At 53.8% G+C, this 15,222-nt stretch carries 8 protein-coding genes, 1 tRNA gene and 2 pseudogenes; 8 read left to right on the top strand and 3 right to left on the bottom strand.

Annotated elements, in window-relative coordinates; translation table 11 throughout:
* The first annotated feature begins 24 nt into the window (after positions 1 to 24).
* The 5 genes and pseudogenes from JK621_RS19950 to JK621_RS25425 all read left to right on the top strand — a co-directional run bounded on the left by JK621_RS19950 (position 25) and on the right by JK621_RS25425 (position 7,420).
* Positions 25 to 5,922, top strand: coding sequence for a DUF637 domain-containing protein (locus JK621_RS19950; protein ID WP_212557332.1), 5,898 nt, complete (start codon positions 25 to 27; stop codon positions 5,920 to 5,922).
* Positions 5,923 to 5,924: 2 nt separating this feature from the next.
* On the top strand, positions 5,925 to 6,299 hold the full coding sequence (gene imm2, locus JK621_RS19955) for an Imm2 family immunity protein (RefSeq protein ID WP_212557333.1): 375 nt from the start codon (positions 5,925 to 5,927) through the stop codon (positions 6,297 to 6,299).
* A gap of 153 nt (positions 6,300 to 6,452) precedes the next feature.
* Positions 6,453 to 6,680, top strand: a pseudogene (locus tag JK621_RS25600) (deaminase domain-containing protein); the annotation flags it as partial.
* On the top strand, positions 6,677 to 7,060 hold the full coding sequence (locus JK621_RS19965; RefSeq protein WP_212557334.1) for a hypothetical protein: 384 nt from the start codon (positions 6,677 to 6,679) through the stop codon (positions 7,058 to 7,060). The pseudogene JK621_RS25600 and the gene JK621_RS19965, both read left to right, overlap by 4 nt.
* 135 nt (positions 7,061 to 7,195) lie before the next feature.
* Positions 7,196 to 7,420, top strand: a complete 225-nt coding sequence (locus JK621_RS25425) for a hypothetical protein (RefSeq protein ID WP_249337100.1) — start codon at positions 7,196 to 7,198, stop codon at positions 7,418 to 7,420.
* On the opposite strand, the pseudogene JK621_RS19975 reads toward JK621_RS25425, so the two are convergent.
* Positions 7,417 to 8,563, bottom strand: a pseudogene (locus JK621_RS19975) (IS3 family transposase). The gene JK621_RS25425 and the pseudogene JK621_RS19975 sit on opposite strands and share 4 nt — an antisense overlap.
* 29 nt (positions 8,564 to 8,592) lie before the next feature.
* Here JK621_RS19975 and JK621_RS19980 point away from each other — a divergent pair.
* The gene (locus tag JK621_RS19980) at positions 8,593 to 9,159 is read left to right on the top strand and encodes a site-specific integrase (RefSeq protein WP_212557335.1); all 567 of its coding nucleotides are present in this window, start codon (positions 8,593 to 8,595) and stop codon (positions 9,157 to 9,159) included.
* 316 nt (positions 9,160 to 9,475) lie between these two features.
* Here JK621_RS19980 and JK621_RS19985 read toward each other — a convergent pair.
* Positions 9,476 to 9,551 (bottom strand) — tRNA-Phe (locus JK621_RS19985).
* 706 nt (positions 9,552 to 10,257) lie between these two features.
* Here JK621_RS19985 and speF point away from each other — a divergent pair.
* Positions 10,258 to 12,420, top strand: a complete 2,163-nt coding sequence (gene speF, locus JK621_RS19990) for an ornithine decarboxylase SpeF (protein ID WP_065506856.1) — start codon at positions 10,258 to 10,260, stop codon at positions 12,418 to 12,420.
* Positions 12,421 to 12,446: 26 nt separating this feature from the next.
* On the opposite strand, the gene prpR is transcribed toward speF, so the two are convergent.
* Positions 12,447 to 14,051: a propionate catabolism operon regulatory protein PrpR gene (gene prpR / locus JK621_RS19995; RefSeq protein WP_212557336.1), complete on the bottom strand. Its 1,605-nt coding sequence runs from the start codon at positions 14,049 to 14,051 to the stop codon at positions 12,447 to 12,449.
* A gap of 258 nt (positions 14,052 to 14,309) precedes the next feature.
* Here prpR and prpB point away from each other — a divergent pair, with 258 nt between their 5' ends.
* Positions 14,310 to 15,200 (top strand): methylisocitrate lyase, encoded by an 891-nt coding sequence (prpB, locus tag JK621_RS20000; protein WP_212557337.1) that lies wholly within the window; start codon positions 14,310 to 14,312, stop codon positions 15,198 to 15,200.
* Positions 15,201 to 15,222 lie beyond the last annotated feature (22 nt).

The following is a 15,222-nucleotide window of genomic DNA, read 5'->3' on the forward strand; positions in this document are numbered from 1 at the left end:
ATATAAAGAAAATGGACACCCCTTATGGACAAGCCCCTTCATCCGCTGGCGCGCGCCGTCAGCCATCTGCTGATTTACACCACGGCGCTGACGCCGCTGCATCCGGCTTTCGCTGCCGGTATTAACGCCGCCAACGGCAACACTCAGGTGGTCATCAAACCCGGCAACGTGCCGGTGGTCAATATCGCCACGCCGAACGGCGCGGGGGTTTCGCACAACGTCTATAAGGACTTCAATGTTGGCACGCCCGGAGCAGTGCTGAATAACGCCACCCAGAGCGGCAAGACCCAGCTGGGCGTGACCATTGAGAATGCGACAGGCAACTCGAATCTGAAGGGGAAGGCGGCAGAGCTCATCATCAATGAAGTCACCGGCGGTAGCCGCTCTGAGCTGCAGGGTAAGCTCGAGGTGTTCGGCAACAAGGCCAACGTGATGATTGCCAACCCCAACGGCATCACCTGCGACGGTTGCGGCTTTATTAACGCGCCGGGCGTGACGTTGACCACCGGTAAACCGCAGTTCGACAAACAGGGCGCGCTGGAAGCGCTGGAGGTGAAAAAGGGCGGCGTCACCATCGGCGGTAAAGGGCTGGACGGCACGGGTGCCGACTATGTCGACATCATCAGCCGCGCTACCGAACTGAATGGCAAGATCAACGCCAAAAATCTGTCGCTGACTCAGGGGGCCAACCGCATCAGTTTTAAAGACGGTACAGTAAAAACGATTACCGGCGACGGGGCCAAACCGCAGCTGGCGGTCGACACCAAGGCGCTGGGGGGCATGTACGCCAACAAAATCCGTCTGGTGGCCACCGAAGACGGGGTCGGGGTGAACCTGAATAATATCAATGGCATGCAACAGGATGTCACATTGAGCGCCAATGGGCGTATTGAACTAGGGCACGCGCATGCACAGACGGATTTGAACGTCAGTGCCAAAGAGGTGCATATTGCCTCCGGCGTTAAGGTGCGTGGCGAACGTGACGTGACGCTGGCGGCCGATACGCTCAACAACAACGGTAATGTGACTGCCCACCGCGATATGCGGGTGTTTGCAGACACGGTGCGCAATGTTGAATTACGTGGCGGAGACAATACGGCGTTACACAGCAATAATAATCTGTGGATCCAGAAGGATGCTCAGGGAAATAAGTCCAAACAGCTAGAAAACCGCTCCGCGCGCATTCAAACCAACAGCGGCGATTTGGTCATTCGTACGAAAAAACTAGATAACGTACGACAGACGTTTGAAACCAGCACGGAAAACCAGCGTGATTATCAAACCCAGTTTCCTCATATGTATATTATGGGTGGGCTGGAGATTGATCCTTCCGATCCGCGCATCCAAACACAATATATCACCGTTGTCGACAAACCTAGCGGGTTGACACAATGGTTGGGGGACGTTGATTTTGCAAAAAACCCCCATGTCAAATTGGCTCACAGTGAATTAATACTGAAAAGCGCTAGCGCCCCGGGCATTATCGAGTCAGGGAGAAACGCTTATTTATATGGTGATATGCTTTATAACCACGCCAGCAAAATCTCAGCATTAAAGGATCTGATACTGACGGGGCAAAATCTCCACAATACAGGTGCTATGTTTGGAGTGTCGGATACTTATCGGCAATACTCTTTGCCTAAGCTGCCTGATGGGGAGAGCTTGAGTCACACGATAAAAGGCCCATACACAGGTGATCCGAAAAATACCGTCCAACAACACGTCAATTTGAATCAGGTTGACGAAAAAACCTCATGGAAGAATACATCAATTCTAATGGGAGAATTGACTGCCGGGGCTAATCTGGTGGCGGACTTCAAAAACCGGATAGACATCAATACGCCAACGCCGAATGAAAGTCAGCTCAATGACGTCAAAACGGCCGGCCGCCCGGAAGCCATCAAGGCGCAGAATGTGCTGCTGCATGCGGCCAATATCGCCAATACCGATGCCATAAACGCGACAGGCAACATCACCGCCATTGCCGAAGACCGCATCGTTCTGGGGCAGGGCATTCTGTCCGCAGGTAAAGCGCTGGATTTGAGTGCCGGCAACGCCATTGATGCCTGGCAAAGCGAACTAAAAGGGCAGGACGTCACGCTGACTGCCCGTACTGGCGAAATCAAGGTCCACACCAGTGAAAAGCCTAACTATTACCATCCGGACGGCGTTCGTTGGCTGGGTAGCCTGCAGGCCTCGCGGGACCTGACACTGACGGCAGGGAGCACCATCACCTTGCTCAATACGTTGCTGGCGCCACAAAGCCGTAACCTCAGCATGACCGCTCCCGGCAGCATCTCCATTATCAAAAATGACGCCATCCTGACGCGCAATCGCCCCGGAGAGAACCTGTCAGCAGACAAACGACTGCAATACTTCAACAACCTGCTCCAGGTCGGTGCGATGAACGCCACCGGCTCGGTCTCGCTCAACAGCGGCGGTTATCTGGCGCTACGCGGCGTCAACATCAACGCCGGCAAGGATGTGACGCTGTTGGCGGGACACAATGCCGACCTCAACTACCGGGCGCTGGACGGTAATTACGGCCATCCCTTTGTTTCCTCTCGCACCCCGGAACTGGGAAGCAAAATACACGCCGGCGGCAACCTGCTCATTAACACGGCCCGTGACTTGGGTACTCAGGGGGGGGCGTTGTCCGCCAACGGCAACATCACGCTGCTGGCCGGGCAGAATCTGTGGCTGTCGAACGTGGCCTATTCCGCCATCGATGTCGGCAATGACAACAACAGGGATGACCGCCATTCTGTAACGTCCGTCAATGCCGGCAAAAACCTGACGGCGGCGGCCAACAACCAACTGCTGACCTACGGTGCCAAACTTACCTCCGGCGGCAATATGACGCTTACCTCCGGCGGCGACATGCGTTTCGAGGCGGTGCAGAACCACACCTACCGCGAGGGTGGCAACGAGTTCACCGAAACGCACTCCCAGCAGGGCACAGAACTGAATGCCGGCGGACTGATGACGGTGATTGCCGGTGGCAGCATTCTGTTTCAGGCGACCAAACTGGTGGTCAAGGGGCTGGGTGCCAACTGGAAGTCGCCGGTCGCAGTGACGGACTGGGGCGGCCGCATCGCCGTTGCCGAGCAGCAACTTCAAAATGCGCAGCAGCGCATTAATCAGGCACTGCAGGAAAAAACAAATGCTGAATATGTTGTTACGCAACGCCTTTCGTCCGTTCAGCAAGCAGAAGCCGCCGTCAGGGATGCTGAGGAAAGACGGGACGAGTTTATGCGTAATAATCCACCTCACGAATACGGCAGCGGCTGGTCAGCTGAAGTAGGGAACTGGGATAAGTTTGTTACGCAACGTGAAGCAGAACTTGGTACTGCCAGAAACAATCTCGCTGCTGCTCGAAATGACGTCGCGCAGGCAGAACAGCGAATTAATCAAGGCAACAATACGAAAAACGAAGCCCAGAACAGCCTGATAGCGGCACGCCAAGAAGCCCAGAGCAAGGGGGCGGACGAGGCCAAACAAAAGGCCCAGGTCGACGCCCACAACCAGGCCGAAACCATGCACGCCGGCAATATGGACATCGCGGCCAAGGGCGGTTATCTCTATGCCCAGGCAATGGAGGAGTCCAGTCACTACGAGAAAACCGAGAAGAAACGCAAATGGTGGGGCAAAAAAACCGAGGTCAAGCAAACTCGCCATGACGTGACCAATAAGGTCACTGAGTTTACCGCCGCCGGCAATATCACGCTGATGAGCCGTGACGACAGCACCTACGAGGCCAGCAAGATTGAGGCCGGCAAGAATGCGAGGCTGACCAGTACCCACGGGCAGGTCAACTTCAGGGCGGTGAAGAACACCAGTTTCGAACAGACCGTCACCAATTCGAAAGGGTTCTTCATCAAGCAGGGAAACAAGGGCTATGAAGACAACAAGTGGGTGCTGCCGAGCATTCATACCGGCAGCGCATTGACGGTTGATGCCGCCAAAGGCGTCAGCGCCGACGTGAAGGTGAAAAACGGCCAGGCACTGCAAAGCGCCATCGATGCGCTGGGCAACACGGCGGGCACCACCTGGGTCAAGGACCTGAACAAACGTAATGACGTGCAGTGGAACACTGTCAAGGACGCCTACGACAGTTGGGACTACAAGAGCCAGCACCTGAACCCGGCGGTGGCGGCAGTGATTGCCATCGCGGCAGCCGCAGTCACGGCGGGCAGTTCGCTAACGGCTCTGGCGGCCAGTAATGTCGCCGGGGCTATCGGCGGCGGTGCCGTCACCAGTGGCGCGGTCACGGCCGGTATGTCATCGTTGGCCTCTCAGGCGGCGGTGGCGCTGGTCGAGAATCAGGGTAACCTGTCAAAAACCTTGAAAGCGCTGGGCAGCAGCGAGAGCGTGAAGGCGACCGCCACCGCGATGGCGATTGGTGGTGCGCTCAACGGTTTCGACAGCGCAATGGGCTGGAGCAAGGACGCGGCGGGCAAACCGCTGAACCCGAACAACGTCAAGTTGCCGCAACTGAGCAACGGCGACTGGAGCAAGGTGGCGCAGCGGGTGGCCGGGCAATCGGTTATTAGCTCGAGTCTCAACACCACCATCAACGGCGGCAGCTTTAAAGACAACCTGACCAACGCGCTGTTGGCGAATATCGGCGGCCAGGTGCAGGCCGAGGGCGCTAACCTGATAGGGAACAACGGTGACATCCTCAACCTGCCTGGCCGAGCAGTAAGCCATGCGGTGCTGGCGGGCATCAGTGCCGAAATCGGCAAGGGCAATGCCAAAGGCGCGGCCGCCGGCGCGCTGGCGGCGGAGCTGGCCGGGGTTATCATCAACGATAACCTGGTAAAAACCGAAGGATGGCAAGAACGTCAGGCACAAATCAGCCGGGTCTCGGGTGCATTCGTCGGTGCCATCGCCACCGGCAAAGCCTCAGGCGCCAATAGCGGCGCAAATGCCGGTGAGTTTGTTGAGCGCTTCAATCGCCAGTTGCATCAGGAAGAGCTCAACGCCATCAAGGAACTGGCTAAGGGCGACAAGGAAAAAGAAGCGCGTTTGATGGCAGCGTCATGCCGAAAAGTAGCTTGCACCACGCAGGAAGCGTTAAACTCAGAGGAGCGCAAACAGTTTGAAGCCCTAATGAATAAATATCCGTCAACGCGCGATGAAGATGGGCTCATTGACAATTACTGGGTGCAAAAAGAACGTCAGCGATTCGGCAATTACCCGGCGTTTGCCGGCTATGACAGTGAAAAACTGTTTACGTATGATTTGGGCGATCAGATAACCGACGGCCAGCTGTTTGCGCGCAACCAACAGATAGAACAAATCAGCAAGTTGACCGGTTGGTCGCCGGACTGGGTGAATGCCTCGGTGATGGCAGTCTCTATCGCCAGTACGTTTGCAGGTATGGGTAAAGCGAACGTCGGCAACCAGTACCTGTCATCCAAACTGGTAGGGCCAACCAGCACCTGGAAAGGGTATCTGGTCAATGAGAAGACCGTTCAGCAGGCTGCTGCATTCAAAAACCAGGTTACAGAACTGAGGGCCGGTTTGACATCAGCCCCGAAACGCAGTGGTAACGTTGCAGTGGCCAGTATTGATATATCTGGAATGCCAAAGATACTTGCAAGCCATAATCTCATAGACGCTGCAGGTAAGGGCTTTGTTGGGATGGGAAAAGAAAATTTCAAATATGAGACTATTCTTACTGATGATGGTAGACATGTAGCAAGAAATATAGACTCCGAATATAAAATATTGGATAACTTAGCCGATAGATTAGGTAAAAACTATTCCGCCAAGGGCTCTGTTACTATTTTCACAGAAAAGCCTGCCTGCGAAAGCTGTTTAGGCGTTGTTAAGCAGTTCGAAAGTAGGTATCCAGGGGTGAAAATTGACGTTTTGGACAATAATGGTGTGCGTTTGATTCCAGGAAGAGGTAAATAACAATGAATGTGATGAGTTATGATGAAATAAGGAGTAGCTTTGCCTATTCAAGTTACGCTTATTGCAGAAATATACTTAACCTACTGAAACGTGATGATAATCATTCGGTTGTTGCTACATCTGATCAGGCGTTTGCGTATGAGTCATTAGAAGGTTCGTTTGAAGAACCAATAGAATGCCTCATGCTTGAGCTAGTGACGCTTATCTTTATGGCTGGTAGATGTAGTGATAAAACAGTAAAGTTCCACACAGATATCATATTAAAAATTTTATCCGAAAATGATTTATTCGAAATGCTTAAGGATGTAACTGAAGATGACAAAAAAGAAATTTTAAACGATCTTCGATTGCTTGGCTTGATCGATAAGCCTGAATAAAAGAATGCTCGTGTGGATTTATGTGTTTTGTCTATCGTCTGGATCCATGACAGCGGCTATGAAGATGGGATCTGACCCGCACACAGAAACGGCTCTTCGGAGCCGTTTTCTCTTGACAATTTAAAATACAGTGAGCTCCCTAATAAGGCAGGGGAACTGATAGCACGCAATACCGATTCCGAATATAAAATACTCGATAATCTTGCTGATAAACTAGGTAAAAACGTCGCTGCAAAAGGCTCTGTAACTATCTTTACAGAACGTCCTGCTTGTGAGAGTTGCCTCGGTGTGATTGAACAATTTCAGCATAAATACCCCGGGATTAAAGTGGATGTTCTGGATAACAACGGTATTGTGTTAAGGCCAGGAGCAAAAAAATGAACGAAGAAAGAATGAATTACAATGAGATAAGATCAGGTTTTATGAGTTGTTTTTATGTTTATCGAAGGGATAACATTAAGGATAGTCAAAACAGCAAAGAACCTATAGCTATAAAACAATCAACAGAAGTGGGATATGCCTACTATCAATGGGAGGATGCTTACGACCTTCCTATTGAAATGCTTATGCGGGATGTATTTACGCTTATTATGCTGGCTGGATGTACTCCAGGAATAGTTGAGCAAAATCTCCGCAAGAGGGTCTATGAGATTCTTTCTAAATATCCTTTAGACAAGCTACTATTAGATGTTAGCGATGATGAAAAAAGTGACTTACTTTATGATATGGAGTTGCTTGGATTGCTTGAGAAGCCTGAGTAACCTTCCCGCTCCCAACAGTTTGAGATTAAGCACGTTTTTTGCGCATGTAGGTGCAGCTAAGGTAACAAAGTAGCACTGCAGGCTAGGATTGTCAGAGATCCAATGCCCTTACGAACGGCTCTTCGGAGCCGTTTTTTGCTTGATTTTGTATTCCACATAAATGGCGACCTGTCAGCACGCTGCATGACCGTTTTGGAGTCGCTGGCGCCAGCGATCACAATCTACAGTATCGACGAGGCGTTTTTGCACGTTGCCGGCAGCGAACAGCTGATGAACGCCATTAATGGCATAAATCACTCTGGGCTTGGCAATGTTTGGTTTGCTGGCCAAGGGATAAATGAATCGCCACGGATAATCTAGACACCTCCGAGCCGTTGATAATACTGGTTTTCATATTCTGTCGGTGACATCTGATCGCTAGAACCATGCCGACGCTTACTGTTATAAAACATTTCGATGTAATCAAAAATATCGCTGCGGGCTTCTTCCCGCGTTCCGTAGATCTTTTTCTTTATCCGTTCGCGTTTCAACAAATGGAAAAAGCTTTCTGCAACCGCATTATCGTGGCAGTTACCGCGACGGCTCATGCTACCCTCAAGGCCGTGTGATTTCAGGAACGACTGCCACTCATGGCTTGTGTACTGACTGCCCTGATCCGAATGAACCAGCACCTGTTTTTGGGGATTACGCCGCCATACAGCCATCAGCAGTGCGTTCAGGACAATGTCCTTTGTCATCCGGGATTGCATGGACCAGCCGATAATTTTGCGTGAGAACAGATCAACAACCACGGCCAGATACAGCCAGCCTTCGTGGGTCCTGATATAGGTTATGTCCGTTACCCAACGCTCATCCGGAGCATCCGGATTGAACTGTCGCTGGAGCCTGTTGGGCGACACGATACTTGCCTCGCCTTTACGTGCCCGCGGGCTCCGGTATCCGACCTGAGCCTTTATCCCGACACGTTTCATCAGTCTCCAGACTCTGTTGACTCCGCACTGTTGCCCGCTGTCCCGCAGATCCAGATGGATCTTGCGATAACCATAGACGCATCCCGATTCCAGCCAGAACTGTTTAATCTGTCCTGTCAGTCTCAGGTCTGCCTGCTGGCGTTGTGAATGCGGCTGCTGAAGCCAGGCGTAAAAGCCACTGGGATGAACATCCAGCACCCGACAGAGCAGGCGAACAGGCCAGCAACGGGTGTTGTCACGGATAAAGGCGTACCTCAGTCGGACAGCTTTGCAAAGTACGCCGCGGCTTTTTTTAATATGTTCCGTTCGTCGGTAACCCGCTTCAGCTCTTTCTGGAGACGGCGGATCTCGGCCTGAGCATCTGACTGTTCTTTATGAGTGGAAGAATCCGGACCGTACTTCTTTATCCAGGCGTAAAGACTGTGGTGGTGATATCGAGACGTGTTGCAATGCTGGAAACAGAATAACCACGATCAACAACCTGTTTGACTGCTTCAATTTTAAACTCTTCGGGATAACGCTTACCGCTCATGGGTACCTCTCTTTCCAATTTGGTTCTGGATGACGGTATTAGATACATTTCGATATACCGGCATGCGTAACAATCAGATGATCCACATCAGACTGAGAGATGTGAACCTTGAGCAAGGCTGGATCGAGCTTCGGCTCGAAGGCAGTAAAACACATAGAGAGTGGAAGGTAACGCTGGTTCGTCAATTAAGAGAACGAATAAAACTGCTTATTATGCGTGCTACAGAGCGAGGTGCTGGACAGCATGACCTGCTTTTTGACGTCAAACGGTTCACCAACCCACGGCATACTCATCACATCTATGACGAAAAAAATGTTCTGCAGTCCTTTCGTAGCTTTTATCGTCGGTTGTCGAGGGATAGTGGCTTTGATATTTCCTCACACCGTTTCCGCCACACGCTAGCCACGGAGCTGATGAAATCTCCGGACAGAAATCTAAAACTAGTTAAGGATCTGCTGGGTCACCGTAACGTCAGTACAACAATGGAGTATATCGAATTGGATATGGAAGTAGCGGGGAAAGCACTTGAACAGGAGCTTGTTTTACATACGGATATCACTGCGACGAGAAGCTTACAAAGCTTGACGCAGGCATGATTTGCTTTGAATATCACCAGTGATCGAGAAAAGGACGCCTGTGCTTGAACACTGGCATCCTTCTTAAGGAATTCAACTTACAACGTCGTAGTGGTAAAGGGTTGCTTAACCACCTATTTAACAAGTCGATTCCGTATTAACCACCCGTTAAAGTTCTCATCCTTTAACCAGCGTGCATTGATGCAGAATTAGTGGTGCCCGGACTCGGACAACCGGCGCTTGCGCCGGATTGAACAACGCTTTGGCGTTGGCCCGCAGGAAGAGTCCATACCCTGAAAAGCAAAAAACCCAGCCATAGGCTGGGTTCTTCTAAATATGGTGCCCGGACTCGGAATCGAACCAAGGACACGGGGATTTTCAATCCCCTGCTCTACCGACTGAGCTATCCGGGCAACGGGGCGCATTTAACCCTATTGGCCGGATATCGTCAATCGCTTTCTGTCACAAACCCGATCGGTTGCTCTTTTTTCATTCAATGGGGAGGGGCGCTGCCGGGCGACGGCTTCGGCCTGCGGCAATAGATATGCAGAAAATATGTGTATTTATACTATTTTGATTTTACAGGATTTTATTTTTATACGATAAATAACAATGAGTTGCGTTAATGTTGGTGAAGGGGGAGGTAACATGATTGTTACTTGAACCTCATAAAAAAACATGCAATCATTGCGCAAATTTTAGCACTCTTCGTCTCTTAACGGTGTTTGCGCTCATTTAAGTCAGAGGGTTACTGGCATGACTGGTTTTGCTACTCAAGCGCCATTGCGCACCAGACATCTGTTGATGCCATCACGCCGCCGTTACCTTTCCCGAACGCCATACGCCAAGAACGCCTTGCCGACCATGCGGTAAGGCATCTTCTGATGCTCGCTGTTAGGCATTATTAAAAATAGAGCTGCGGCTCTGATTTTACTGATGTTTATTGGATGCTGCCGATACCAGTCCCCGATTACTGCCTGATGATCTCGCGATCATGAGCCGGTCACGGTTGCGCTTTATGCTGCAACGCTGGACATCACTTTGCCGGGATAACCTTTGTTATCTCATCGCCGTGCCTCGTGGCACCACCTCATCCTTAACCGTTTGAGAGTTAGCATTATGAAAGAATTGAAAATAGCAACAAGCGCCGGCCTGGTCGCCACCATTGAAACGCTGCGCCAGATTGTCCGCATTGAACAGACGGACTATACCGACGTGGCTGCGGTGGTCGTGTCGGTCGATGACGTTAACGCCGGTATTTTGGCACAGCTGAAAGCCACCGGATTCGAGATCCCTACGTTTGTTGCTGTTGAAGGGGACGAACATCTCTCCCCGGACTACCTGCCGTTTATTACCGGCGTTTTTGCCCTGGCGGGCGCCAGCAAGGCGTTCTATATGGCGCAACTGGAAGCCGCTGCGGACGCCTATGAGCAGGCGCTGCTGCCGCCGTTTTTCAAAACGCTGAAGACCTATGTGGAAATGGAAAATTCCACCTTTGCCTGCCCGGGGCATCAGGGCGGGGAGTTTTTCCGCAAGCACCCGGCCGGCCGGAAGTTTTTCGAGTTCTACGGCGAAACGCTTTTCCGTTCAGACATGTGCAACGCCGACGTCAAGTTGGGCGACCTGCTGATCCACGAAGGCTCGGCCAAGGATGCGCAAAAGCATGCGGCGCGGGTCTTCAACGCCGATAAAACCTATTTCGTGCTCAACGGCACTTCGGCGGCCAACAAGGTGGTGACCAATGCGCTGCTGACCCGCGGCGATCTGGTGCTGTTCGATCGCAATAACCATAAATCCAACCACCACGGCGCGCTGATCCAGGCCGGGGCGACGCCGGTGTATCTGGAAACCGCGCGCAACCCGTTTGGCTTTATCGGCGGCATCGACTCGCGTTGTTTTGACGAGCGCTATCTGCGTGAGCAAATCCGCGAGGTGGCACCGGAGAAGGCGAATGAGGCGCGGCCGTTCCGCCTGGCGATCATTCAGCTCGGTACTTACGATGGCACTATCTATAATGCGCGCCAGGTGATCGATACCATCGGCCACCTGTGCGATTACATCCTGTTTGACTCCGCTTGGGTGGGTTACGAAGGCTTTATCCCGATGCTGAAAGAGTGCTCGCCGCTGCTGCTGGAGCTGGATGAACTCGATCCGGGTATTTTCGTTACCCAGTCGGTGCATAAGCAGCAGGCCGGCTTCTCGCAGACCTCGCAGATCCACAAGAAAGACGATCACATCAAGGGCCAGAAGCGCCACTGTAACCATAAGCACCTTAACAATGCTTTCATGTTGCACGCCTCGACCAGCCCGTTCTACCCGCTGTTTGCCGCGCTGGACGTCAACGCCAAGATGCATGCCGGGGCCGCCGGCCGCCGCATGTGGATGGACTGCGTGAAGCTCGGCATCGAGACGCGCAAGCAACTGCTGGAACGCTGTTCGCAGCTCCGGCCGTTTATTCCGTTGCAGGTCGCGGGCAAGGACTGGCAGGATTACGATACTGATCTGATCGCCAACGACGCCCGTTTCTTCAACTTTGTGCCGGGCGAGACATGGCACGGTTTCGAAGGTTATGCGCAGGATCAGTATCTGGTCGATCCATGCAAGCTGCTGCTGACCACGCCGGGCATCGACGCGGCCACAGGCCAATACACCGAGTTCGGCGTGCCGGCCACCATTCTGGCCAACTTCCTGCGCGAGAACGGCATAGTGCCGGAGAAATGCGATCTCAACTCGATCCTGTTCCTGCTGACCCCGGCGGAAAATCCGGCCAAGATGGAGCACCTGGTCGATATGCTGGTGCGGTTCGAGCGCTACGTGGAAGAAGACGCGCCGCTGAGCGAAGTGTTGCCGACGGTGTACCGCAAGAACGAGCAGCGCTATCGCGGCTATACCATCCGCCAGCTGTGTCAGGAAATGCACGATCTGTACGTCAGCTTCGACGTTAAGCAGCTGCAAAAAGAGATGTTCCGCCAGAACCATTTCCCGCAGGTGGTGATGAACCCGCAGGACGCGAACGTGGAGTTTATCCGCGACAACGTCGAGCTGGTGCCGATCGGCCAGGCCGAAGGGCGCATTGCGGCGGAAGGCGCGTTGCCGTACCCGCCGGGCGTGCTGTGCGTGGTGCCGGGCGAAGTGTGGGGCGGAGCCGTGCAGCGTTACTTCCTGGCGCTGGAAGACGGCATCAACCGTCTGCCGGGCTTCTCACCGGAGCTGCAGGGCGTGTATATCGAGAAAAAGGATCACGGCTGGAAACGCATCTTCGGCTATATGATCAAGCAATAACCGCGCCTCGGGCCTCTTTGCCGCCATTAAGAGAGGCCTGTTTCCCGCAGGCGCCGCCACAGCGTGGTGCGGCTGATGCCGAGATACTGCGCTGTCGCGGCGCGATCGCCATTAAATTGCGCCAGAGCGGCCTGAACGTCTGATATGACGGGCGCAGGCGGCTCGGGCGATAACCCGGCGCAAACCAGCTCCGGCAGCCAGCCGCAGAGCTTCTGTTCACTCAATGCCTCAGAGGGTTCGGCGCTTAAAAACAGCGCCAGCCGCTGCATCATGTTACGCAACTCGCGAATATTCCCGGGCCAGCTATAGCCCTGCAACCGTTGCCGGCAGGAAGCAATGCCCTGCATCCAGGTGGCGGTAAGCGGCACGCTCAGCTCCGCCAGCGCCTGTTTCAGATACCACTGGGCCAGTTCCATCACATCCTGCTCTCGCTCGCGCAGCGCGGGCAGGCTCAGGCGCAGCGTATTGAGCCGATAAAACAGATCGGGGCGAAACTCGCTGCGGCTCACCGCGTTTTCCAGGCGGCAGTGGGTGGCGCTGATAATGCGCACCGTCACCGGGATAGGGCGCTGCCCGCCAACCCGGGTGATTTCTTTTTCTTCCAGCACGCGCAGCAAGCGGCTCTGCAGCGGCAGCGGCATTTCACCGATCTCATCGAGAAACAACGTGCCCCCATCGGCCGTTTCAAACAGGCCGGCGCGCCCGCCGCGGCGGGAGCCGGTAAACGCCCCCTCTTCATAACCGAATAACTCCGCCTCCAGCAGCGATTCGGCAATGGCACCGCAGTTGATGGCAACGAACGGAGCCGCCGCACGGCGGGAAAAGTATTCCTGATGAATCGCCTGGGCGGCCAACTCTTTACCGGTGCCGGTTTCCCCCTGGATAAGCACCGCTGCGGATGAGCGGCCATAAAGCGCGATCGTGCGGCGAACGTTCTCCATCATTGGCGAATCGCCGCGCAGGTGGTTTATCCCATAACGCGCGCGCAGGGTTTCGCGGCCGGAGGAGGGCTTGCGCGGTTGGGCCGCGCCTTGCAGGGAGCGCGTCCTGCTCAGCGCTTCGTGAAAGGCCTGGCGCACCGTGGCGGTCGAATAGATGAGCACGCCCGCAAGCGCCGCTTCCTGAGCCAGATCGGTAATCAGGCCGGCGCCGACCACCGCCTGAACGCCTTTCGCTTTTAATTCATTGAGTTGCTCGCGCGCTTCTTCTTTGGTGACGTAGCTGCGCTGTTCCAGTTGCAAATCAAACGCGTGCTGAAATTCCAGCAGCTCCGGCAGCGTTTTTTTATAGGTAATGATGCCTACTGACGAGGCCATGCGGCGCGCCTTGGCCAATGCCTGAAGGATGTCAAAGCCGCCCGGTTTGATCAGCACCACCGGCACGGAAAGGTGGCTTTTCAAATAGGCGCCGTTGGAGCCTGCGGCAATGATGACGTCGCAGCGCTCGGTGAGTAATTTTTGGCGGATATGCTGCACGGCTTTTTCAAAGCCCAGTTGAATGGGCGTGATGCTTGCCAGGCTGTCGAATTCCAGGCTGATGTCGCGCAGCAAGTCAAACAGGCGCGTGACGGAGACGATCCAGATGGCAGGCTTGTCGCCGGTGCCGCCCGGTAGAGCTGAAGGGTAAGCCATAGGATCAGTACGCATGCGGAAACATAGCTATTGTTGTAGGCGTGTTTCACGCATGTTTCAAGCCGGGAACGTGAAACGTTTCATGAAACGTTAACCGGGGCGCATTTTTTGAGACGGCGGCCTGGCTCAGCGATAAGGTTTTTTATCTCATTGATTAACATTGTTTTTTCATGTTTCCGATTTTAAGCCAGGGTTGGTACGCCCCTTGCTTTATGGCCGATACCTGAAAATAACAGCTGTCTGCAAAAGGATAAGCCTATGACATTCCCCTCTCCGGGCCAGGCCTTTCGTGCCGCATTAGGTAAAGAAAGCCCGTTGCAAATTGTCGGGACCATCAATGCAAACCATGCGCTGCTGGCGCAACGCGCCGGTTTTCAAGCCATCTATCTTTCCGGCGGCGGCGTGGCGGCCGGCTCTCTGGGGCTGCCCGATTTAGGCATCTCCACGCTTGATGATGTGCTGACCGATGTGCGGCGGATAACCGACGTTTGCCCGTTGCCGCTGTTGGTTGACGCGGACATTGGATTCGGCGCTTCGGCCTTCAACGTGGCGCGCACCGTGAAGGCCATCGGCAAAGCCGGCGCGGCGGCGCTGCATATCGAAGATCAGGTTGGCGCCAAGCGTTGCGGGCACCGGCCAAATAAGGCCATTGTTTCTACGGCGGAGATGGTCGATCGCATCAAGGCGGCGGTGGATGCCCGCACCGATCCCAATTTTGTCATCATGGCGCGCACCGATGCGCTGGCCGTGGAAGGGATAGAGGCGGCGCTCGATCGCGCCCGGGCCTACATCGCAGCCGGGGCGGATATGCTGTTTCCCGAGGCGGTGACCGAGCTGGAGATCTACCGTCGATTCGCCGGCGCGGTGCAGGTGCCCATTTTGGCCAATATCACCGAGTTCGGCGCGACGCCGCTGTTCACTACTGAAGAATTGAAAAGCGCGCATGTTGCGATGGCGCTCTATCCTTTATCTGCATTCCGCGCCATGAATCGTGCGGCGGAAAATGTTTATCAGGTTCTGCGCCGGGAAGGCACGCAAAAAAACGTCATCGACCAAATGCAAACTCGTCACGAGCTTTACGAGAGCATTGGTTACTACCAGTTCGAAGAGAAATTGGATGCCTTGTTTGCCCGCGAACGCGGCGAATAAGGTTTCTTCGCCAATATCACAG

The organism is Serratia plymuthica (assembly GCF_018336935.1).
Taxonomy (GTDB): domain Bacteria; phylum Pseudomonadota; class Gammaproteobacteria; order Enterobacterales; family Enterobacteriaceae; genus Serratia; species Serratia plymuthica_B.

Coding starts and splice junctions, on each gene's coding strand:
- JK621_RS19980 (WP_212557335.1), top strand. CDS start 8,593: ATGACGGTATTAGATACATTTCGATATACCGGCATGCGTAACAATCAG.
- JK621_RS19950 (WP_212557332.1), top strand. CDS start 25: ATGGACAAGCCCCTTCATCCGCTGGCGCGCGCCGTCAGCCATCTGCTG.
- imm2 (WP_212557333.1), top strand. CDS start 5,925: ATGAATGTGATGAGTTATGATGAAATAAGGAGTAGCTTTGCCTATTCA.
- JK621_RS19965 (WP_212557334.1), top strand. CDS start 6,677: ATGAACGAAGAAAGAATGAATTACAATGAGATAAGATCAGGTTTTATG.
- prpB (WP_212557337.1), top strand. CDS start 14,310: ATGACATTCCCCTCTCCGGGCCAGGCCTTTCGTGCCGCATTAGGTAAA.
- prpR (WP_212557336.1), bottom strand. CDS start 14,051: ATGGCTTACCCTTCAGCTCTACCGGGCGGCACCGGCGACAAGCCTGCC.
- speF (WP_065506856.1), top strand. CDS start 10,258: ATGAAAGAATTGAAAATAGCAACAAGCGCCGGCCTGGTCGCCACCATT.